Origin of the sequence: Marinithermofilum abyssi (assembly GCF_014641195.1) — a bacterium.
GTDB lineage: Bacteria > Bacillota > Bacilli > Thermoactinomycetales > DSM-45169 > Marinithermofilum > Marinithermofilum abyssi.
The window spans coordinates 17988-40876 of record NZ_BMHQ01000005.1 but is presented as its reverse complement, the minus strand read 5'-3'; the positions used below and the strand labels follow the sequence as shown (position 1 = coordinate 40876).

19 protein-coding genes are annotated in these 22889 nt (G+C 52.0%); 16 read left to right on the top strand and 3 right to left on the bottom strand.

Translation table 11 applies throughout. From position 1 onward, the window contains the following. Nucleotides 1–121: 121 nt before the first annotated feature. On the bottom strand, nucleotides 122–826 hold the full coding sequence (locus IEW70_RS07855; RefSeq protein ID WP_188647386.1) for a uracil-DNA glycosylase: 705 nt from the start codon (nucleotides 824–826) through the stop codon (nucleotides 122–124). A 128-nt stretch (nucleotides 827–954) separates the two neighbouring features. Beyond that, the gene (locus IEW70_RS07850) at nucleotides 955–1533 is read right to left on the bottom strand and encodes a YdcF family protein (protein WP_188647385.1); all 579 of its coding nucleotides are present in this window, start codon (nucleotides 1531–1533) and stop codon (nucleotides 955–957) included. A gap of 206 nt (nucleotides 1534–1739) precedes the next feature. Between IEW70_RS07850 and tnpB the strand changes: the two genes are divergently transcribed. The 10 genes from tnpB to IEW70_RS07800 all read left to right on the top strand — a co-directional run bounded on the left by tnpB (nucleotide 1740) and on the right by IEW70_RS07800 (nucleotide 12996). Further along, nucleotides 1740–2855, top strand: coding sequence for an IS200/IS605 family element RNA-guided endonuclease TnpB (gene tnpB / locus IEW70_RS07845; RefSeq protein WP_188647595.1), 1116 nt, complete (start codon nucleotides 1740–1742; stop codon nucleotides 2853–2855). Between the two features lie 490 nt (nucleotides 2856–3345). After that, entirely contained in the window at nucleotides 3346–4944 is a 1599-nt protein-coding gene (locus IEW70_RS07840) for an acyl-CoA synthetase (protein WP_229751887.1), read from the top strand. A 20-nt stretch (nucleotides 4945–4964) separates the two neighbouring features. Continuing rightward, entirely contained in the window at nucleotides 4965–5660 is a 696-nt protein-coding gene (locus tag IEW70_RS07835) for a TetR/AcrR family transcriptional regulator (protein WP_188647384.1), read from the top strand. 55 nt (nucleotides 5661–5715) lie between these two features. Further along, nucleotides 5716–6888, top strand: a complete 1173-nt coding sequence (locus IEW70_RS07830) for an acyl-CoA dehydrogenase family protein (protein ID WP_188647383.1) — start codon at nucleotides 5716–5718, stop codon at nucleotides 6886–6888. Nucleotides 6889–6956: 68 nt separating this feature from the next. Next, nucleotides 6957–7313, top strand: a complete 357-nt coding sequence (locus tag IEW70_RS07825; protein WP_188647382.1) for an SCP2 sterol-binding domain-containing protein — start codon at nucleotides 6957–6959, stop codon at nucleotides 7311–7313. A gap of 108 nt (nucleotides 7314–7421) precedes the next feature. Next, nucleotides 7422–9308 (top strand): AMP-dependent synthetase/ligase, encoded by a 1887-nt coding sequence (locus tag IEW70_RS07820; protein ID WP_188647381.1) that lies wholly within the window; start codon nucleotides 7422–7424, stop codon nucleotides 9306–9308. Continuing rightward, a complete protein-coding gene (locus IEW70_RS07815; protein ID WP_188647380.1) occupies nucleotides 9292–10125 on the top strand; it encodes an SDR family NAD(P)-dependent oxidoreductase in 834 nt (277 codons plus the stop codon). Before IEW70_RS07820 ends, IEW70_RS07815 begins: the two co-directional genes overlap by 17 nt. A 21-nt stretch (nucleotides 10126–10146) precedes the next feature. Beyond that, nucleotides 10147–11301: a thiolase family protein gene (locus tag IEW70_RS07810; protein ID WP_188647379.1), complete on the top strand. Its 1155-nt coding sequence runs from the start codon at nucleotides 10147–10149 to the stop codon at nucleotides 11299–11301. Next, nucleotides 11301–12086: an enoyl-CoA hydratase/isomerase family protein gene (locus IEW70_RS07805; RefSeq protein WP_188647378.1), complete on the top strand. Its 786-nt coding sequence runs from the start codon at nucleotides 11301–11303 to the stop codon at nucleotides 12084–12086. The genes IEW70_RS07810 and IEW70_RS07805 overlap by 1 nt, the downstream gene beginning before the upstream one ends. 133 nt (nucleotides 12087–12219) lie before the next feature. After that, nucleotides 12220–12996, top strand: a complete 777-nt coding sequence (locus IEW70_RS07800) for a class I SAM-dependent methyltransferase (protein WP_188647377.1) — start codon at nucleotides 12220–12222, stop codon at nucleotides 12994–12996. A gap of 5 nt (nucleotides 12997–13001) precedes the next feature. On the opposite strand, the gene gltC is transcribed toward IEW70_RS07800, so the two are convergent. Further along, nucleotides 13002–13907 carry a glutamate biosynthesis transcriptional regulator GltC gene (gene gltC / locus IEW70_RS07795; protein WP_188647376.1) on the bottom strand — a complete coding sequence of 302 codons (906 nt, stop codon included), beginning with the start codon at nucleotides 13905–13907 and terminating at the stop codon, nucleotides 13002–13004. 231 nt (nucleotides 13908–14138) lie between these two features. Here gltC and gltB point away from each other — a divergent pair, with 231 nt between their 5' ends. The 6 genes from gltB to IEW70_RS07760 all read left to right on the top strand — a co-directional run bounded on the left by gltB (nucleotide 14139) and on the right by IEW70_RS07760 (nucleotide 22867). After that, on the top strand, nucleotides 14139–18728 hold the full coding sequence (gltB, locus tag IEW70_RS07790; protein WP_188647375.1) for a glutamate synthase large subunit: 4590 nt from the start codon (nucleotides 14139–14141) through the stop codon (nucleotides 18726–18728). Between the two features lie 19 nt (nucleotides 18729–18747). Further along, nucleotides 18748–20223 (top strand): glutamate synthase subunit beta, encoded by a 1476-nt coding sequence (locus IEW70_RS07785; RefSeq protein WP_188647374.1) that lies wholly within the window; start codon nucleotides 18748–18750, stop codon nucleotides 20221–20223. A 163-nt stretch (nucleotides 20224–20386) separates the two neighbouring features. Then, nucleotides 20387–20983, top strand: a complete 597-nt coding sequence (locus IEW70_RS07780) for a class I SAM-dependent methyltransferase (RefSeq protein ID WP_308423145.1) — start codon at nucleotides 20387–20389, stop codon at nucleotides 20981–20983. 512 nt (nucleotides 20984–21495) lie between these two features. Next, nucleotides 21496–21699 (top strand): SBBP repeat-containing protein, encoded by a 204-nt coding sequence (locus tag IEW70_RS18485; protein ID WP_373285946.1) that lies wholly within the window; start codon nucleotides 21496–21498, stop codon nucleotides 21697–21699. A 458-nt stretch (nucleotides 21700–22157) separates the two neighbouring features. Then, complete coding sequence (locus IEW70_RS07765) at nucleotides 22158–22400, top strand: hypothetical protein (RefSeq protein WP_229751886.1); 243 nt, start codon at nucleotides 22158–22160, stop codon at nucleotides 22398–22400. Nucleotides 22401–22474: 74 nt separating this feature from the next. After that, entirely contained in the window at nucleotides 22475–22867 is a 393-nt protein-coding gene (locus tag IEW70_RS07760; RefSeq protein ID WP_188647372.1) for a hypothetical protein, read from the top strand. Nucleotides 22868–22889: the final 22 nt, after the last annotated feature.

The window sequence follows — 22889 nt, the reverse complement described above, 5'->3', positions numbered from 1 at the left end:
ACGTGTGCCCTGCGGTACTTGTGCCAGCGGGTGCACGCCATCTTTTCATGGTCTCGGGCCTCGGTCATCGATACAGAGCGAACAGAATCGCATCTGTAACGTCGGAGAGAAGAGCTCTATGTCATTGACCTGTCAGCTCAACAAGAGCCGATTTATCCGGAAGTTGCCACTCGATTTCTGGATGTCCTGCTTGGCGCAACGCTTCATTGATAGCGGAAAAGGGGCGGCTTCCGAAGAATCCTCGCTTCGCCGAAAGCGGCGAAGGGTGAGCGGATTCAATGACGGTGTGGCGTTTTGTATCGATCCACTTCTTTTTCTTCTTGGCATAGTTTCCCCACAGCACAAACACGACAGGCTCCGATTTTTCATTCACTTTTCGGATGATTGCATCGGTAAAGGTTTCCCAGCCTTTGTTTTTGTGAGAGTTGGGCTGGTGTGCCCGTACGGTGAGAACGGCGTTCAGCATCAATACGCCCTGCTCGGCCCAAGGGACCAGGTAACCGTGGTTGGGAGGCGCACAACCGATATCCTCTTGCAGTTCTTTGAACATGTTTTTCAACGAAGGTGGCAGCTGCACCCCCGGACGGACAGAGAAAGAAAGGCCGTGGGCTTGTCCTTCGTTGTGGTAAGGATCTTGGCCCAGCAACAATACTTTCACATCCTGATAAGGGGTCCAATGCAGCGCTGAAAACAGGTCTTCTTCTGCAGGGTATACGGTGTATTGCTTTCGTTCTTCTTGCAAGAAATCCTTCAATTGCTGAAGGTACGGTTCAGCCAGTTCTTCTTTCAATACCTCATTCCAATCATGGGGCAAATCAAAAGCCATTTTTCAACCTCCGCTCATCTTAAAAAAGGGGCTTTCATGACCGAATCAATCGATTTCTTTTGAAATGTACCATGTTTCTTTGCTTCTTGAAAAGATTTAACCACCAAAGTTTCCTGTTCCCAATGAGTTCAGCGGTTTAACAACCAGCCTTTGAAGATGGAGAGGCATTCACGGGCCTTATAGAAGGGGGTGAATAAAACCTGAGAGTGAACGGGTGCCGGAAAAGCGCGAATTCCTGCAGCCCGAGCATAAGTGAGCGCCCGATCCATGTGATAGTCATGGGTGACGAGGTAGACGGAATGGATAGGATGCTTTTTCAGCAACTCCTTTGAGTAAAACAGGTTTTGCCGTGTATTGGTCGATCGGTTCTCCAATAGGAGGTGGGCTTTATTCACGCCGTGCTGCATGAGGTAGCGCTTCATTCCTTCTGCCTCAGTGATTCCGTCATTACCCATGCCGCCGCTTAGGACGAGGAGGCGTACCCTGCCAGTTCGATATAGATGGAGTGCCATGTCCAACCGTTCTTGGAGGGCCGGGCTGGGCTGGCCATCCCACAAGGCGGCACCCAGGACTAGGGCCGCTTCCCGGGGTTGCTGCGGTACAGAAGCTGTGTCGTAGCGGGAAGTCAGGGACCAGAGAGGGGTAAAGGCTGCTGCTATTGCCGCAGAAAGGATCACTCCGATGCGGATGTACTTGATTTGCAACAAAAAACAACAACTCCCGTGAGTGTATAGGTGCTGCTCTATTATAAATAGCGAACGGGAAAAAAACAGCCCTTTAGGGTTTGGATGAAAGCGAGCGTCGGACAAGGGAGGGGCTTGCCCCCTCTCAACAGTCCGACAATTTTTCGCCCAAAGACTAGAACATACGTTCCTAATGAGGTAAAATCAAGAGGACAAGGAGGTGAGTGCTGATCTACAAGGCGTATCGGTTTCGCATCTACCCGAACCGGAAACAAATTAGTCTTATCCATCGGTCCATCGGTTGCACACGGTTTGTGTTCAACCATTTTTTAAGCCAATGGAACGAAGCTTATGAACAAACGGGAAAAGGGCTGAGCTACGCCGCTTGCTCCCGAAAATTGACGAAATTAAAAAAAGAGTTGGAATGGTTGAAGGAACCGGATGCGACCTCGTTGCAGAATTCATTGAAGCATTTGGCGGATGCTTTTCAACGGTTTTTCAAGAAACAGAATCACCGACCCCGGTTTAAGAGCAAAAAGCATCCGGTTCAGTCGTACACGTCCCAGTGCAACTATCCCAAAAAGGGGCCGCCGACGATGGTCATCCAAGGCCATCGGATCAAACTGCCGAAACTGGGGTGGGTCCGTTTTGCGAAGTCCAAACAGGTCGAGGGACGAATTCTATCCGCCACTGTGCGGAAAAACCCTTCCGGCAAGTATTTTATCTCCGTCTTGTGTCAGCGGATCTTTAGCCCTTTTGTGCCGGTAGACAAATCCAAAGCCGTGGGCATCGACCTGGGATTAAAACATTTCGCGATTCTCTCCAGTGGAGAAGTGATTCCCAACCCAAAACATCACTGGAAGTACGAGAAGCAGTTGGTCCGTTGGCAGCGGATTCTGTCCCGGAGACGAAAGGGCAGCCAAAACCGTAACAAAGCCCGATTAAAAGTGGCCCGGCTCTATGAGAAGATCCGCAACGGTCGGCAGGATTTCCTGCACAAGCTTTCGACTCGGCTTATCCGTGAAAACCAAACGGTATGCCTGGAAGATTTGCAAGTGCGGAATATGGTGAAGAACCGCCGGCTGGCCCGCGGCATTTCGGAGTCGGCGTGGGCCGAGTTCCGGTCCATGCTGGAATACAAAGCCCGCTGGTACGGGCGAAGGATTCGCCTCGTCGGGAAGACGTTCCCGTCCAGCCAGCTGTGTTCTCAATGCGGATTCCGAAACGAAAAGATGAAAAAACTGAACGTGCGGGAGTGGACCTGTCCCGCATGCGGTGTTCACCACGACCGGGATCTCAATGCGGCGAAAAACATCCTCAAGGAAGGATTAAAGCCCGCAGGATAACGTATTTGGCCGTGGGACACACGGTGTCAGCTTGGGGACTGTACGGCAAGAGCCGACAGGAAGAACCAAGAATCCCATGTCTTCAGGCGTGGGAGTGTCAAATCAAGATAGAGTCCGGTAGACAGGAAAATACGTATCCATCTAAAACGAATAGGGGATATCTTCCTTCTGAGGAAACTCCCCTAATTCCGCCTCTCATGAGGAGAAAAAGGAGAAAGTGTTTCATCTGTACGCAGATGATGTCAACACCTTTATCGTGTATCAGGGGTTTGAAAAGCAGGTTGGGAGAACATCACGTTTAACATAAACATGATTGGGGAACATATCGAGCTGGCTGATAGAGACAGGTCTTTGTGAATTTTCACAGGAACCTTTCCTGTTGTGTGTGAAGTCTAAACGCTCTAATATAGTATTAGAATCTATTTTCAAAATCATTTGTATATTGGGGGCGCAGGAAATTTTTTCAGGAAGCTTCAGGTAGTGAACGAGATTGCTCTGGAAAGGGCGGGATAAAGTGGAAACCGTATGGCGAAGCACGATTGGTGATCTGTTGCGCCGGAGTGCGCGACGCTTTCCCGATAAACATGCTTTGCTCTTTGAAGAGCGAAGCTGGACCTATCGAGAGCTGGACGAAGCGACGGATCGCCTGGCGGGTAGGTTGTCCGCTTTGGGATTGCAAAAGGGAGATCGGGTGGCGGCTTATGGCCGGAACTCAGATGCTTACGTTTTACTCTGGTTGGCTGCCGGCAAGGCAGGGTTGATACATGTTCCCGTCAACTATGCCTTGCAGGGAGAGGAATTGATGTATATCCTCCAACAGTCCGGCAGCCGCGCGGTCTTTTGTGATCCGGGGTTGAAAGATGGTGTGGAGAGTCTGGGAGATCGAATCGGGATCGATTGGATCGGTACTTTGCACGGCAGTGAATCGCTGGATATCCTACAATGGGCTCAAGAGGAAACCAAGGCGGAGTGGACCGGCGTGGAGCTGGAAGATACCGATCTGGTCCAGCTGCTGTACACATCCGGAACCACTTCCGCTCCCAAAGGGGCTATGATGACCTACCGGGCGTTGCTTCATGAGTACATCAGTTGCATCAACGCCCTGGACTTTCAGCCGACAGATACCCCGTTGCATGCTTTTCCCTTATACCATTCGGCGCAGATGCATGTCTTTTTGATGCCTTATCTGATGCTGGGTGCATCCAACCGGATCCTAGAGACACCGCAGCCAGAGCAAGTGTTGCGTATATTGAATGACGAAGGGATCGACAGCTTTTTTGCTCCGCCGACGTTTTGGATCAGTCTGCTGAATCAACCGGGGTTTCATTTGCCCCATTTGAAAAAAGGGTACTACGGTGCTTCCATCATGCCGGTGCAGGTGTTGAAAAAGCTGCAGGAACGTTGCCCCAACCTCGGACTGTACAACTGTTTCGGACAGTCGGAAATTGCTCCCCTTGCCACAGTCCTTCCTCCGGAGGAGCATAAGACACGTCCGGATTCAGCCGGCAGACCCGTCTTATTTGTAGAGATGCGGGTGGTAGACGAGATGATGGAGGATGTATCCCCCGGAGAGGTGGGTGAAATCGTGTATCGCTCTCCGCAACTGTGCCAAGGTTATTGGGAGAAACCCGAGGAGACGGCAGCCGCCTTTACCGGGGGGTGGTTTCATTCCGGTGACTTGGCCCGTGTGGACGAGGAGGGGTATATCACCATTGTGGATCGGAAGAAAGATGTCATCAACACCGGCGGGGTGCTGGTCGCTTCCCGGGAAGTGGAAGAAGTGTTGTATACGCATCCCGGGGTAAAAGAGGTGGCGGTGATTGCCGTGCCGGACCCCCGTTGGGTGGAGGCGGTGACCGCAGTGGTGGTTCGAAAAGAAGGGGCTGTGGTGAATGCCGAAGAGTTGATCACGCATTGTCGACAGCACTTGGCACCGTTCAAAGTGCCCAAAGCCGTGCGGTTTGTGGATGACTTGCCTCGGAATGCGTCGGGGAAAATATTAAAGCGGGTACTGAGAGATACTTTTACAAAAAAGGAAAAAGAAAAGAATAAGTATTTCTCAGCTAATAACGAAGGTTATTTGTGGTAAAAAGAAAAAGTGTTTGAAAGATGGTTGAAAATATTCGAATTATTGTTTATGATATAAATACCGATACGTATTGGTACTATGAGAATGGAATGATGCCGTTGCTGTTGTTGACCGAAATGCCTTCGGATGCACGTGAAAAACTGTTGTATGCCGGTCTTCATCTGTTTACCTCTAAAGGTTTTAAAGAGACATCGGTCCTAGAGATTGTGGAACAGGCACATGTGTCCAAAACCACTTTCTATCAGCACTTTCGCACCAAGGAAGAGCTGTTGGTCAGCCTGTTCCAGCAGTTGGCCGATGAAATCATCGAAGAAGTAAAAAAGGCAATTGATAAAGAGAAAAAGGTAACGTATAAGGCCTATGCCGGTATCCACCGCTATATGGAACTTTGCGTGACACGGCGGGTGGCGGCCAAATTACTGCTGTTGGCTTCCGTGGGGGTCAGTCAAGCGGTGGAAAAAGTGCGCCGAGAAGCTCACCAGCGTTTTGCGGAGTTGATGTTCCATACGGTGCAGAGTGAAATTCCCGAGACGGTTCCGCCGGAACAGATCCGTATCGTGTCCCAGGCAATGGTAGGTGCCGTCAACGAAGTCGTCATACAAAACTTAATCGAATCCGGCAAGGAAGAAGCACTGGATCAGTTGGCACGTTTGTTGAATCGGATCGTCGTCGGATCCTTTGCACATCTGTTATGGAAAAAAAAGGATACCGACTGATCTTTTTTTCAGCCGTTAGTACCAGTACGTATCAGTACAAAACAGGAGGAAAGCCATGCTGAGTCAAAAAGAAGGGTCCCAAGCCGGCCTCAGCTTCCGACTTTCTGAAGAACAGGAGGAATTGCGCCGGTGGGCGCACGGCTTCGCAGAAAAGGAGATACGGCCTGTAGCGGCGGAGTACGATGAGAAGGAAACGTTTCCGATGGATGTTCTGGAGAAAGCAGCCAAGGTGGGGCTGACTAGCTATGCTGCTCCCGTGGAGTATGGAGGCGGCGGGTTGACCAGTGTTATGGCGGCTTGTCTAATCGGGGAGGAGCTGTTTTGGGGATGTGCCGGTATTGCTACTTCCCTGTCGGCAGCAGGTTTGGCCGGGCTTCCTCTCTACTATATGGGTTCGGAAGAGCAAAAGAAGAAATGGATCCCCTATTTGTGTGATCCCGAGCATCCGCGGCTGGGAGCCATGGCGTTGACGGAGCCGGGTGCCGGGTCAGATGTGAAAGCGATCCAGACCCGAGCGGTGCGTGACGGAGATGAATGGGTGATCAACGGTCGCAAGTGTTTTATCACCAACGGCGGAATTGCTGATTTATATGTGATCTTTGCCAAAACCGACCCGGACGGAGGATACCACGGGGTGTCGGCCTTTATCGTACCGGGGGATACACCGGGGTTGTCCGGGGGAAAGAAAGAGCGAAAGATGGGCATCCGCGCTTCGCATACCGGCGATGTGATTTTGGAGGATGTGCGGGTACCTCAGGAAAATTTGCTGGGCGAGGAGAATATGGCATTCTTCGGAGCGATGAAAATGCTGGAGTACTCCCGGCCGGCAGTGGCGGCGGCAGCTGTAGGGGTGGCTCGGGCAGCGTATGAGTATGCGTTGGATTATGCCAAAAAGCGGGTGCAGTTCGGGCGTCCCATTTTTAAAAACCAGTCGATTCAGTTTATGTTGGCTGAGATGAAAACAAAGATTGACGCTGCTCGGCTATTAACCTGGCGAGCGGCCGAGTTGGCGGATCGAGGGGAATCCTGTGCAGTGGAAGGCAGCATGGCCAAGGCTTTTGCAGCGGAAACCGCAATGGAAGTGACGACCAATGCCGTTCAGATCCTCGGCGGCTACGGCTATATGCGGGACTTCCCGGTGGAGAAATGGATGCGGGATGCTAAGATTTTGTCTATTTACGAGGGAACGACGCAGATTCAAAAAAAGGTGATCGCAGCGGGTTTGTAGAACTTAAGCGGGAATGATTCCGGCTGATTTGTAAGCGATATCATTATAATTGGAAAGGAGAATGTAGGATGACGAACGAATGGCGTACGGAAGAAGTTTTTCAGGAGATTGAAAAGAAGCTGAATGAGGACCCGAAACCGATTGAGGGAATGAAGGCTGTCTACCAATATGATCTGTCCGGAGAGGATGGGGCTACTTACCAACTTCATCTTGCTGATGGTACGGCCAAGGTGGAAAAGGGATCCCCCGCGGAGGCGGATTGTACCTTGCAAATGGATGCAGAGGATTTTAAGGAGATGTTATTGGGGAACTTGAACGGAACAGCCGCCTTTATGTCCGGAAAGTTGAAGATCAAAGGGAATATCGGCATGGCGATGAAACTGGAAAATGTCTTGCGCAGCTATGATGTAAGCCAGTATCGCTAAGCGGGTTCGGCCCGGTGTAAAGCCGGGCTTGGAAAATTTTCCGAATAAAAAGATTTATTGCCTTTGCCGTCAGTGCGACCGGAGGAGTCATTAAAGAAGGGGGCTCTAATGAAAGCCAAGAATCTGGTGGAAATGGTGTGGAGTTCAGTTGAGCGACTTCCAGACAAAACGGCGCTGATGTGGAAGTGCGAGGGGAGCTATCAGCGTCTTTCCTACAGAGACTTGTGGGAAGAGATCCGGCATCTTGCAGCCGGCTTGGCCAAGCTGGGAGTGGGCCGGGGTGAAAAAGTAGCCATTTTGTCGGAGAACAATCCGAAATGGCCGATCACGGATCTTGCCGTATGCAGTTTAGGGGCGGTCAGTGTTCCTATCTATCCCACTTTGCCGCCAGAACAGGCAGCCCAAATTCTCCGGAATGCTGACTGTCGGGCAGTGGTGGTTCAAAGTGAAGAACAGCTGGCAAAAGTGACAAAGGAAGAGACGGATGTTCAGTTTATTGCGGTAATGGAACCGGGCGCTACTTTTGCACGAACGGAAAAGGTAATGGCTTATGCCGAATTGGTCCAAATCGGTGCCGATCATCCGTCAAGTGACTGGGAGCAGGGATGGCGCAGCATAGATCGTGACCAATTGGCCACAATCATCCATACTTCGGGAACGACGGGGGAACCCAAAGGGGCGATGCTGACCCATGGCAACTTTTTGGCCAATATCGAAGGGGTTCAGTTTTGGTGTTTGGAAGCAAGATCCGAAGATGTGATGCTTTCCTATCTCCCATTGTCCCATGTATTTGAACGCATGGCGGGGCAGTTTATGCCTTTGTCCGTGGGCGCGACGATTGCTTACGCGGAAAGTCTGGATACGATTCAGGAAAACCTGCAGGAAGTGAAGCCTACGGTAATGACTAGCGTCCCCCGGCTTTTTGAAAAAGTATATGCAAAGGTGCAGGAGCAGATCGACAGCGGGACACCGCTCCGGCGGAAAATATTCGACTGGGCGGTTCAAGTGGGTTTGCAGCGTTATGAGTATTATTACCGAACGCCGGTGGATCGGCTGATCATGGAGGAATGGCCTTCCCGCCTGCGGCGGCAGTGGAAATGGGCCGACCGCTTGGTTTATCGTAAAGTGAAGGCGCGGTTGGGCGGACGTCTCCGGGGGATGATCTCTGGCGGGGCCGCACTCAACCCGGAGATTGCACGCTTTTTCTGGGCGATCGATGTCCCGGTATTGGAAGGGTACGGCCTGACGGAAACGTCTCCGGTCATCGCCACCAATCCAGTTGCCCGGGCTAAAATCGGAACAGTGGGAAAACCGCTGCCCAACCTGGAAGTGAAGATTGCCTCCGATGGGGAAGTGCTGGTTCGAGGTCCCAGCGTGATGAAGGGCTACTATAAAAATGAGCAAGCTACCGCGGACCAAATCAAAGGCGGGTGGCTGCATACGGGTGACTTGGGTGAGTTGGATGACGAAGGATATCTCAAAATCCTGGACCGGAAAAAGCGGTTGCTGGTGTTGTCCACTGGCAAGAATGTCGCCCCTCAGCCCGTGGAAAATGCAATCCAGCAAAGTCGGTTCATCGAACTGTGTGCCTTAATCGGTCATCGCCGGAAGTATGTACTCGCCCTAGTAGTGCCGGATTTTGAGGCCCTCTTCGCCTGGGCGGACAAACAGGGAGTGTCGGCCGAATCGCGAGAAGAGCTGGTCCGAGACGGCCAGGTGCAGCGGTTGATCCAGGGGGAAATAGAACGGTCGGTATCCCAGTTTGCGCCTCATGAACAGCCGAAAAAGGCCCTTCTCCTGCCAGAGGTGTGGACAGTGGAGAGCCGGGAGTTGACACCGACATTGAAAGTCCGGATGAAGGAAGTGGAGGCGAAATACCAATCGCTCATCGAGCGGGTCTATGCGGAGGACGTATCCGATACGGCGTCAGAGGAAATTGCCGCCACAGTGGAAGTACGACGAACGAAGGAGGAAGACCATGAGCCGATCTCTTGAAGGAAAAGTGGCCTTAGTGACGGGAGCCTCCCGGGGGCTGGGCAGGACGGATGCTTTGACGCTCGCAAAAGCGGGTGCCGATGTAGTGGTGACGGATATTTTGTTGGAAGAGGAGGCGGATCTGGAGCAGACCACGGAGAGATTGGGCCCCATGGCGCAAGTGATGGTGCAGTCCCAAACGGTATACACCCGATCCACTGCGGAACAAATTCGGGAGATGGGAAGACGGTCTGCTGCCTATCGGATGGATGTGACGAACCGGGACGAAGTGGAGTCGGTGATGGCCAAGGTGAAAGAAGAATTTGGCCGGATCGATATCCTGGTCAATAATGCAGCCACCTTGGATCATACGGCGCGGTTGGAGCACCAAAACGACAAGTTTTGGGAGCGCGACCTGCGGGTCAATCTGACGGGCGCCTATCACTGTAGTAAAGCGGTTTGGCCATACATGAAAGAGCAAGGTTGGGGACGGATTATCAACATGGCTTCGGTAGCCGGCACCTTGGGTGGATATGGACAGGCCAGCTATAGCACGACAAAGGCTGGGATTTTGGGCTTGACACGCACGTTGGCTCTGGAAGGTGCCCGGTACAACATTACCGCCAATGCCATTATTCCGGGAATTATCAACACCGAAGCTTTCCAGATGAGCAATCCCCAGATGCGGGAACGGATGATTGCCAGAACAGCATTCAAGCGCCCGGGTGAGCCGGAGGATATTGCCCATGCCATCGCTTTTCTGGCATCGGAGGAGGCCAAATACATTACCGGCGTCGGCCTTCCGGTAGCAGGCGGAATTGACTTATTTACTTTTTGAACCGGTGAAGGAGGCGGGAGGATGCGGGAACAGGATGCCGTCATCGTGGATGCGATCCGGACACCTATTGGACGAAAAAAAGGGTCGTTGGCGAGGGTACGCCCGGATGAAATGGCAGCAGATGTGCTGAAGGAATTGGTGCGAAGGAATGCGTTGGATCCTTCCGAAGTGGAAGACATCAAAATGGGCTGCGTTACCCAAGTAGGGGAGCAGGGGTATAATATTGGCCGTTTGGCCGGATTGATTGCCGGTTTTCCGGTGGAAGTATGCGGGGTGAGTGTCAACCGGATGTGTGCTTCCAGTCTGGAAACCCTGGCACAGGGAGCTCATGCGATTATGGCGGGGATGTCGGATTGCGTGATTGCTGCCGGTGTGGAAAGCATGAATCGGGTCCCGATGGGGAGCGATGGAGGGAGTTTCAGCAACCGACTTCTGGAACAGCATACCATTATTCCACAAGGCTTGTCCGCCGAGCTAATCGCCGATCAATGGAAGTTGTCGCGGGAAGAGCTGGACGAGTTTTCTCTCCACAGTCATGAAAAAGCCATCTCAGCCCAGAAGGAAGGGCGTTTTGACCGGGAGATCTTCCCGGTGAAGGTGCAAGATGACGAAGGAAGTGAACAGTTGCTGGAGGCAGACGAAACCCCGCGGCCGGATACCAATTTGGAATCATTGGCGGAATTGCGGCCTTCCTTTCGACCCGACGGCGTAATTACCGCCGGGAATTCCAGTCCAATCAGCGATGGTTCCGCCGCTGTTTTGCTTACCTCGCGCAGGAAGGCGCAATCCCTGGGATTGACGCCTCGGGCGCGGGTGACAGCGACCGCATTGGCGGGGGTGGATCCGCAAATCATGTTGACAGGGATTATTCCGGCCACGGAAAAGGTGTTAAAGCGAGCAGGCCTGTCGTTGAGGGATATCGACGTGTTCGAGGTGAATGAGGCTTTTGCGTCTGTGGTGCTTGCCTGGTTGCGAGAAGTTCCCGTTGACCCTGGTAAGGTAAACCCCAATGGAGGGGCTATCGCACTGGGACACCCCCTCGGTGCCAGCGGCGCTCGCATCATAGCCACGTTGATCAACGAATTGGAACGGCGGGAAGGCCGCTATGGTCTGGCCACCATGTGCATCGGATTTGGAATGGCTGTTGCGGTCATCGTGGAACGGGAGGGTGCTTGATGAAGGCAACAAAACATTGTAAGGTGCAGGTGCGGGAACGGGTGGCGTGGATCACTATCGATCGGCCGCCGATGAACACGTTGAGCCGGGAGACTTTGAGCGAGCTGAGCTCCATTTTGGATGATGCGGAGCAAGATTCCTCTGTCGGCACACTCGTCATTACCGGTGCCGGGGAAAAAATGTTCTCCGCCGGCGCCGACGTTACCGAATTTGGCGAGATGGCTGATCCCGCCGCCGCAGAAAACAATCTGCGAACCATACACGATCTGTTCAACCGGATCGAGCGCTTTCCGAAACCGGTGATCGCCTGTTTGAACGGGAAAGCTTTGGGCGGAGGCAATGAACTGCAGATGGCCTGTCACTTAGCGATTGCTGCAGATACGGCAGAGCTGGGGCTGCCGGAAGTCCGGCTGGGTATTATGCCGGGATATGGGGGCACCCAACGACTCCCCCGCTTGATCGGGAGCAGGCGGGCGTTGGACCTGATGCTTTCCGGTCGGAGGATCGATGCCCAAACCGCTTTGGAATACGGGCTGGTGAACCGGGTAGTCTCTCCCGGAGAGTTGGAAGAGCAGACCCACGAGTGGGCGAAGCGGTTGGCATCCGGTCCCCCCATCGCCATTCGCGGAATATTGGATGCAGCCGTAAGGGGAGTGGATTCCTCTCTGGAAGAAGGGTTGGCGGTGGAACGGGAGAACATGATCCGCGTCATGCGTACCGAAGATGCGATCGAAGGAGTGACCGCTTTCTTTTCGAAACGGGAGCCTGCGTTTAAAGGCAGATAACAAATACATGGAATGACTCACGCCGGTGGCGTGGGTTTTTGTTTTGGTTCCGTTCAGACAAAGAGGCAGGGGGATGCCCTGATGGCCGAGAATCGTGTAAAGAAACATGTAAACCCGATAGGAGGGACCCGAAATGGACATGAAAAGGCGGGTAAGGGAGCAGTTTCAGCGCACGGCTGAGGGATATCTTCACAGCGCAGTTCATGCCAGGGGAGAAGATCTGGAGTGGATATCCGACCTGGTCAGTCAAACCCCTCGTGCCATCGCATTGGATGTGGCAACAGGTACGGGGCATACCGCTTTGTTGCTGAGCCAACACGCGAACCATGTCATCGGACTCGATCTTGCGCCCAACATGATGAAAGTGGCTCGGCAGGAAGCCCACCGGCTGGGGCGGAACAACATCACGTGGGTGGTGGGGGATGTGGAATCGCTGCCTTTCTTGGATGATTCCTTTGAAGTAGTCACCTGTCGCATCGCTGTCCATCACTTTCTCCGCATCGAACAGGCCATGCGGGAAATTTACCGGGTGTTGGCTCCAAAAGGGATATTTATTTTGGTGGATAACTATGTTTCCGAGGATGAGGAAACCGGTAAACTGGTCAACCGTATCGAGAAACTGCGTGATCCTTCCCATTCCCGATGTCTGAGCCTGAAAACATGGCAGGCCCTATTGGAAACGGCTAAATTTGAAGAGGTTGTGTGTGAACACACCTGGTCGACACCGATTCAGCTCAACGATTGGTTCGAACGTGCAAAAACCCCGGCGGAAAACCGAAAGCAGGTGATGGAACTGCTGAAGGGAGCTCTACCGGAGCAGAAAGAATGGATGGATTATCAACCGTCAAAAGACCCTGCTATCTCCTTGCGAAAAGGGATGTGGGTGTGCAGGAAGGCATCGTTTCGCTGATTTCCCTATTGACTGAACCGATTCAACGTAGCGTAAAACTCCTTCAGAAAGTCGTAGAACAACTTTTCTGAGGGAGGGAGTTCCCGGTTCTTAGGGATGATCACACCGACGGTACGTGTTAATTCCGGCTCGCTGACCGGGATCTTGACGGTACCGCGCGGCACCCCTTCGATCAAGGTGATTTCGGGGAGAATGGTAACGCCAAGACCTGCTGATACCAGTCCTTTGATCGCGTCAATATCCTCTCCCTCAAAAGAGACTTGAGGCTCAAATCCCATCTGGTGGCAGCCGTCCACAACCAGCCGGTGCAGGATGTATCCTTTTGGAAACAGGACGAAGTTTTGGTTTTTCAATTGGTCGAGCCGGACAGCAGGTTGATCGGACAGCTCATGATTGACAGGGAGGAGGGCGACCAGTTTTTCTTGAAAAAAGATGTGTCCTTGGAACTCCTTTTGCTGCATCGGGACCGGAGCGATAAAGGCCAGGTCCACCTCACCCTTCACAACGGAATCCATCAATTGTCGAAAGGAACCTTGCCGGAGTTGGAAGCCGATATCCGGATAGTGAATCCGGAAGGCAGAAATGACTGTAGGCAAGGTATGGGAAGCCAAGCTGCTGGGAAAGGCGATTCGGATCGTTCCCCGTTCGGGGTCGAGAAATTCACTGATCTCCTGCTTGGCTTTTTCCATTTCCAGTACGGCTTTTTCCGCGTGCTCCAAAAAAATGCGCCCGATCGGGGTTAGCCGCACATTGCGTCCCTCCCGGACAAACAGATCCACCTGCAGCTCTTTTTCCAAGTTGGCGATCTGACGGCTGATCGCAGATTGGGCCACATGCAGAGCATGAGCGGCTTCCGTGACATGTTCCCGCTTGGCCACTTCTATGAAATATTGGATTTGTCTCAGCTCCATATTCGGCCTCCTGTCATATCCATCTCAAAAAGTGATTGATTTCATCGAAAATATATATTGCTGATATTAATGGTTATTTATAAAATAACTGATAAAACCGCTGGGAGCAATCTTTAGGTATAAAGAAAAACGGCTCGTGTGTGGCATGCCTAGCAAACGGGAATGGTTGAAGAAAGCGACCGCACGACCGAAACATAGAGATCAAAGACATCGCTGAAGGGGTGAAGATCATTGGCTTATCGAGGAATTCCCCAACAACAGGGATTGTATCATCCGCAACATGAACATGATGCTTGCGGGATCGGCTTTGTCGCCAATCTCAAAGGAAAAGCCACTAATGATACGGTGAAAAACGGGCTGGAGATTTTGTGCCGTTTGGTTCACCGGGGAGGTCAACAAGATGCGGAGACCGGTGACGGAGCTGGCATTATGCTTCAAATCCCGCATGAATTTTTTCAAAAGAAAGTCGAATTCCCTCTGCCTTTCCCCGGAAATTACGGCGTTGGCATGATGTTTTTGCCGATGGATGAACAAGAGCGGACGGCTTGCGAACAGGAACTGGAAACCATCATCCGCGGGGAAGGGCAAGAGTTGCTCGGCTGGAGAACGGTTCCGGTAGATGCCGGATCGATCGGAGAAACTGCCAAGGCGTGCCAGCCTTATATCCGGCAGGTATTTATCGGTGCCGGCGAGAAGAACTTGGACTCGATGGCATTGGAACGAAAACTGTACGTGATCCGGAAACGGTTTGAAAAAGCGAAGGGCGACCAAGTGTATGTTGCCAGCCTGTCCAGCCGGACCATCGTGTATAAAGGAATGCTGACTCCTTCTCAAGTAGATGCTTTTTACCTCGACCTGCAGGAGCCGGACTTCACCTCTGCTTTCTCACTCGTTCACAATCGCTTCAGCACCAATACCTTCCCTAGCTGGGAACGGGCCCACCCCAACCGTTATCTGCTTCACAACGGCGAGATCAATACCCTTCGGGGCAATGTGAATTGGATGCTGGCCCGTGAGCAGCTGTTTGAAACGGAAGCTTTCGGTGATGATCTGGAAAAGGTGTTGCCGGTGATTGACCTGGAGGGGAGCGACTCGGCGATCTTGGACAACTGCTTCGAGTTCTTGGCTCTGTCCGGACGCTCTCTTCCCCATGTGGCCATGATGATGATCCCGGAACCCTGGGATAAAAACGATCACATGACCGACCCGAAAAAGGCCTTCTATGAGTACCACAGCTGTTTGATGGAACCTTGGGATGGACCGACGGCGATCGCATTCTCCGACGGGCGTCAAATCGGTGCCATTCTGGACCGGAACGGATTGCGTCCGGCGCGGTACTATGTAACCGAAGACGATACGCTCATTTTCTCTTCCGAAGTGGGTGTGCTGGACATTCCGGAGGAAAAGGTGGTCTACAAAGGCCGTTTGCAGCCGGGAAGGATGCTGTTGGCGGACTTGGAGGAAGGGCGGATCGTTGCCGACGCCGAGTTGAAGGATTCCATCGCCGGTGAACAGCCGTATCGCCAGTGGTTGAATCAGCAGATGATTTCCCTGGATGAGCTGTCTGAAAAAGAACCCCATCCGGAACCGGAGGGGGATGAGCTCGTACGGTTGCAAAAAGCGTTCGGCTATACCTATGAGGAGCTGACCAAAAACCTGGCTCCGATGGTGACGGAAGGGAAAGATCCGATTGGCTCCATGGGAATGGACACGCCGCTGGCCGTCTTATCGGACCGCCCCCAACTCCTGTACAACTATTTCAAGCAATCCTTTGCACAGGTGACCAACCCGCCGATCGATGCGATTCGGGAAGCGATCGTCACTTCAACGGTGTCCTATCTGGGAGCGGAAGGCAACCTGCTCCAACCCGATGCGACCAACTGCCGCCGGATTCGTTTGTCTACCCCCATGCTGTCTGAAGGAGAGATGGCCAAACTCCGGTGCAGCGAGCATCCCGGATTTGAAGCCCATACCTTGTCCATCCTGTTTGATGCCAGTCAAGGCGAAGAAGCGATGGAAGAAGCGCTGGAATGCCTTTTTGCTCAAGCGGATCAAGCGGTGGAAGAGGGCAAAACCCTCCTCATCCTGTCCGATCGGGGTGTCCAAGAGGAACGGGCAGCGCTGCCGACGTTGTTGGCAGTGAGCGGGTTGCATCATCATCTGGTGCGGAAAGGCACCCGTACCCGCGTCAGCCTGATCGCTGAAACCGCTGAAGCCCGGGATGTGCATCAGTTCGCGATGCTGTTGGGTTACGGAGTGGACGCCATCCATCCGTATCTGGCCATTGCCACTCTCCGTCACATGGTGCGGGAAGGCGCCATTACGGATGTCGATGAAGAGGAAGCGGTGGAGAAGTATTTGGCGACCGCAGTGGACGGTATCGTCAAAGTGATGTCCAAGATGGGAATCTCCACGGTCCAAAGCTATCGGGGTGCGCAAATTTTTGAAGCCATCGGGATCGCGGAAGAGGTGATCGAGCGCTATTTCACCCGTACGACGTCCCAGATCGGCGGCATCGGTCTGGATGTGATCGCCAAAGAAACCCTGATGCGTCACCGGGCCGCTTTCCATGGACGGGAGTATGAAGACAAGGCATTGGAACCGGGGAGCGATTTTCAATGGCGCCGCAACGGGGAAACCCATACCTTTAACCCCAAAACGATCCACACGCTGCAACAGGCCTGCCGCCGCGGGGATTACGAGCAGTTCAAGACATATTCCCGCATGGTGGACGAGGAAAATCTGGCCTACTTGCGCGGGTTGCTGGATTTTGAACAGCGGGAGCCGGTGCCGATCGATGAAGTGGAACCGGTGGAGTCGATTGTGCGCCGTTTCAAAACCGGGGCGATGTCCTACGGCGCATTGAGCCAGGAAGCCCACGAAGCCTTGGCCATCGCGATGAACCGTCTCGGCGGAAAGAGCAACAGCGGGGAAGGCGGGGAAGATCCGGCCCGCTACACGCCGGATGAAAACGGGGACTTGCGCCGCAGCGCCATCAAACAGGTGGCTTCCGGACGGTTCGGCGTCTCCAGCTACTACCTGATGAATGCGGATGAGATCCAGATCAAGATGGCTCAAGGTGCCAAGCCGGGAGAAGGCGGGCACCTTCCGGGCAAAAAGGTGTACCCCTGGGTGGCGGAAGTGCGCGGATCCACCCCAGGTGTGGGACTGATTTCCCCGCCGCCGCACCATGATATTTATTCCATCGAGGATCTGGCCCAACTGATCCACGACCTGAAAAATGCCAATCCCGCCGCCAAGATCAGCGTAAAACTGGTTTCCAAGCCGGGGGTGGGCACGATTGCCGCCGGTGTGGCCAAAGGGCTCGCCGATGTGATTGTCATCAGCGGTTACGAAGGAGGAACCGGCGCTTCTCCCCGGACCAGTATCAAACATGCGGGAATGCCTTGGGAGCTCGGTTTGGCGGAAGCTCACCAAACACTGCTGCTGAACCGCCTGCGGGATCGGGTCACCTTGGAGACCGACGGAAAGATGATGACCGGCCGCGACGTCGTGATCGCCGCCTTGCTCGGGGCGGAGGAGTATGGCTTTGCTACAGCACCGCTTGTGGTGTTGGGCTGTGTGATGATGCGCGCCTGCCACTTGGATACCTGTCCTGTGGGTGTGGCCACACAAAATCCGGAGCTGCGCAAAAAATTTATGGGTGACCCGGATCATGTGGTTAACTTTATGCGCTTTGTGGCCCAGGAAGTGCGGGAAATCATGGCGCAGTTGGGCTTCCGCAACATGAACGAAATGATCGGTCGGACCGACGTGTTGAAACCGGGAGAAAAAGCGAAAACCCACTGGAAAGCGAAGCATCTGGATTTCTCCCATTTGCTGTACCAGCCGGATGTCCCGGAACATGTGGGACGGTTCCGCCAGAAGAAGCAGGATCATCAATTGGAGCAGTCCCTGGACATGCGGGAACTCTTGCCCTTGTGTCAACCGGCACTGGAGGAAGGGAAACCGGTGGAAGCGACTTTGCCCATCCGCAGCATCGACCGGGTCACGGGCACCATTCTCGGCAGCGAAGTGACGAAGCGCTATGGTGCCGAAGGGCTGCCGGAAGATACGATCCGTTTGCATTTCAAAGGATCGGCGGGACAAAGCTTCGGTGCTTTCGTACCGAAGGGAATCACCCTCACCGTGGAGGGGGATGCCAACGATTATATCGGCAAAGGCCTCTCCGGCGGAAAAATTGTCGTTCGTCCTCCGGAAGCCACTCCTTTCGTCCCTGAAGAAAACATCGTGATCGGCAATGTGGCCTTCTATGGTGCTACAGCAGGAGAAGCCTATATCCGCGGCATTGCCGGAGAGCGTTTTTGCGTCCGGAACAGCGGAGTGTATGCCGTGGTGGAAGGCGTCGGCGATCACGGGTGTGAATATATGACAGGCGGAAGGGTGGTAATCCTCGGTTCCGTGGGCAAAAACTTTGCAGCGGGCATGTCCGGCGGCATCGCCTATGTGTATACGAAGGATTTCAACGAGTTCGTCGACAATTGCAACCGGCAAATGGTCATGCTGGAAGCCCTGACGGAAGAAGAGGAAATCCAAGAAGTGAAGCGGATGATCGAGAACCACGCGGAAGCGACTGGCAGTGAACACGCCCAACGGATTCTGGATCAATGGAGTGAATCACTCCCCCACTTTGTCAAAGTGATTCCGAGAGATTATCAGCAGATGTTGGACGCGGTAGAAGCGTTGATGGAAACCGGCTTGAGCCGGAAAAAGGCGCTGGAAACCGCCTTTGAACTGAAAAAACAAAACCGGCCGGTGGAAGAAGCGATCAAGGAAAAACGCGTGCCGGCACTGGTTTGAAAAGGAGGGATGGGATTCCATGGGCAAAGCGACAGGATTTATGGAATATGAGCGGAAGACGGCGGAGGAACGGGATCCCCTTTCCCGACTGCAGAATTGGAAAGAGTACCAACTTCCAATCCCCGAAGATGAGCTGAAAAAGCAAGGGGCCCGCTGCATGGATTGCGGCACCCCCTTTTGCCACACAGGATTGGAGTTGGGAGGAAATGCCTCCGGATGCCCGCTGTACAACTTGATCCCCGAGTGGAATGACTTGGTCTATCGGGGGCGCTGGAAGGAAGCCTTGGAACGGCTCTTGAAAACGAACAACTTCCCCGAGTTTACCGGACGGGTTTGCCCGGCCCCCTGCGAAGGGGCCTGCACGGTAGCCATCCACGATCCGGCGGTGGCGATCAAAAGCATCGAGCGGGAAATCATTGACCGGGGTTTTGCGGAAGGGTGGATCGTTCCCCGGCCGCCGAAGACCCGCACCGGTAAGAAAGTGGCGGTAGTCGGCTCCGGGCCCGCCGGGCTGGCCGCGGCGGATCAGCTGAACAAAGCGGGCCATTCGGTTACCGTTTATGAACGGGACGACCGGATCGGCGGGCTGCTGATGTACGGTATTCCCAACATGAAACTGGAAAAGGAACTGGTGGAGCGGCGGGTAAACTTATTGAAAGAGGAAGGCATCACGTTTGTCACCAACACGGAGATCGGAAAGGATATCACCCTGGAAGAGCTCCGGAAGCAACATGATGCGGTCATCTTGTGCGCAGGAGCCCAGAAGCACCGGGATCTGCCCATCGAAGGCCGGGAGTTGGAAGGCGTCCACTTTGCCATGAAGTATCTGACGGAGACCACGAAAGGATTGCTCGATCCGGCATTTGAACCCTCCATCTCCGCCGAAGGGAAAGACGTCATCGTGATCGGCGGCGGGGACACCGGTGCGGATTGCGTTGCCACGGCCCTCCGTCAACAGTGCAACAGTGTGGTTCAGTTTGGACGTCATCCCCGCTTGCCCGACGAACGGCAGGAAAACAACCCTTGGCCGGAATATCCCCAGGTGTTCACCTTGGATTATGCCTATGAGGAAGCCAAGGCCAAGTTTGGGCGCGATCCCCGGGAGTACTCGATCATCACCAAGAAGATCGTCGGGGACGAAGAAGGCCGTGTGAAAGAGTTGCATACAGTCTATGCGGAAAAAGAGCGTGATGAGAAGGGGCGGATTGTCTTCAAGGAAATCCCCGGCTCGGAGAAAGTGTGGCCGGCCCAGTTGGTATTTATCGCGACCGGCTTTGAAGGGACGGAAGATCCGTTGTTGTCGGAATCCGGTCTGGAACACGAAAACCGCAAGGTAAAGGCCGAATACGGCGACTACAGTACCAATATCGACGGGGTCTTTGCCGCCGGGGATATGCGCCGGGGCCAAAGCCTGATCGTATGGGCCATCCATGAAGGGCGGGAGGCCGCCCGGGAATGTGACCGTTATCTGATGGGCGACACCCAGTTGCCTTGATAAAGATTCGTATGTTTGATGAAGCCAACCTGATCACCTCATGAATATACATTCCAGTTGACGCACCCCGCTTGGGGTGCTTTTTTTTTGGCATGTTGTTTATTACACTCCAGGAATTTTTTCATAAACAGCGAAAAGTTAGTGTACGTAAGTGGATGCGGAGGTGCCAAAACTGAGAGATAAGATCTTGGAGGCATATGCAAAGCTGTCTAAGGATTACGAGAAGAATGTGGATACGGAAAGTGCATTTAATGCCTATTATGAACGTCCAGCCATGATGAATCTGATGCCAAGCAATATGAAAGGAGTTGCCGTTTTGGATGCGGGTTGTGCCGCCGGTTGGTATACTGAGCAATTTATCCAACGGGAGGCACGGGTTACAGCCATGGATATAAGTCCGGAAATGGTGGAGGCATGCAAAAGAAGGGTTGGCACAAAAGCAGTCGTATTCGCCCAAGATTTAAATGAACCCCTTCCCTTTCAAGGGGAGACATTCCATCTTGTTGTCAGTTCACTCACCCTCCACTATCTCGATGATTGGACGTTTCCCTTTTGCGAATTCCATCGTGTAATGAAGCCTGGCGGACAATTCATTTTTTCTATCCATCATCCTTTTATGGACTTTGCCTTGCATAACCGGCCCGATTACTTTGCCCCTGAATGGTTGGTAGAAGTTTGGAATAAAAAAGAATCGGGTCCTGTAGAAGTGACTTTCTTTCGCAGACCGCTGCATGAAGTGATTAACGCCACGACAAGATAATTTAAACTCGATCGAATAGTCGAGCCACAACCGACACATGAATTCAAAGAAAAAACGTCTCTGGATCAGTATAACCGTCTGATGACCCATCCCAATTTCCTAATCGTCCAAGCAAGTAAATAGGTTTCATAGGTAGACGGGGCAACGCTGACTTACCTGCCCATTTATCGGAATCAACTTTGTCCCGGGTGCCAGCGTTAAGGGTATTCCTCCCTGGAGAGTTGCAGGTCAGACCAGTATGACGTCTTGAAACCCAGGCTGAACCCCGTAGATTTGCTATCTCAAAGCGGTAACGTTATATCAGTAACGTTAATCACAACCAGCAGAGGTGACCCATTATGGATTCCACCTTGAACGACACCTTACTGCAACTGACCGCCCAGCAGATGGGATCCAGAAACCGGTGGAAAGCCGCTTTGTTTTTAGGGAGGGGAAGCTCGGGGCAAAAACTGTTTCGGGTTTGAGATTTAAGAAGGTATTGATCCCCCTTTTTCTCTGGTAATCGATCCGAGATTGATCTATTCCACCTACCTCGGGGTATAGGGTATTTTGATACTTCCGGCAATTCCTATGTGACAGGACGTACTAGTTCCCATGATTTTTCCATCTTTGGCAAGTCACGTTGGCCTGCCCTATTTTTCGCGAGTAAGGTGGTTAAAAAAGCATGGATGTATACACTGGATACAGAAAGGTTAAAGGTCTGGACATCTTTGTAAAGAAACTCGGTTCAGGAAAAGCGATTGTTTTTCTGCATGGAGGACCAGGTGACGAACATCGCTATTTTTTGCCTCATGTAACCCCATTGGCCAACGATTTTACTCTGATTTTCTATGTTAGAGCTTGTTGCATAAATCAAAATAAGAAAAGACTATGAGAAGACTTAACCGTTCAATTGCAACCCGTTCCTTCAACAGCTTTTTACCCGATCTAAGGTGATTTCATAGAAGGAAAGCATAAAATCAAATAGAGGTGGTGTTAATGTGTCTCTTTCTGGCAGTGATGCAAAAAATTATTTAATCTAGGCTTCAATAAACCTTCGCATGAAGATGATGTATATCCTCAAGATATCTATGAGTTTAACAAATCAACATGGGTTGTTGGTGGAAGAATACTTCCATCAACCAACCTATTGTGCAGTAAGGAAATATATCAAGAAGGGATATGGATACCTTCCTTGAGTGACTTAATGGGGTGGCTGGAGTATAATGACTGTGAATACAATTTAAGCTATTCTAGTAGTGGATTTAAGATTAACGTAATTGATATAAATGGTAAGCAATTTAAAGCCAAGGGCGCCACTGCAGAATTTGCATTGTACAAAGTAATTAAAAAAATACTTGAAGAATATCATGGAAACATTGTAAATAAAGACATGTATGTTATTGAAGCGGAATTAATTGAAAAAGAAGATATGTAGTTAAGCTTAGGGATTCATTTATAGATAGAAATCTGGACATGGTTATAATCGTCTTCATGCAGGAGGGAAAATTTGTGAGCTACATTTCTGACCTTTTTGAAAAATTGATTTTCCTACATAAAACTTATGAGCCAGAAAAAGAAAAAGATATTCAAAAATTATACGATGTATTAAAAGAGGAAATCAAAAAAGAAACAGATCCAGATGTAATTATCGAAGCAATAAACAAAGATATTAGTGATCTAATGTATTTAAGCATCTCTTTTATGTTTAAGGTATACCAAAGAGCAATTGAGTTAAATCCGATAAATGTACGTTTAATAGAAAGTTTTGTGAATTATGTTGATATACATAGTGGTCCGGATTGGGAAGTGGAAGTAAATCAAATTCGAGATTTATTGAGAATTAATTGTACAGAAAAGGCTGCTCAAGTAGCTTTACAAATTGACTACAATAAATGGGATTAAATTTGTTCTACGATGAAGATTT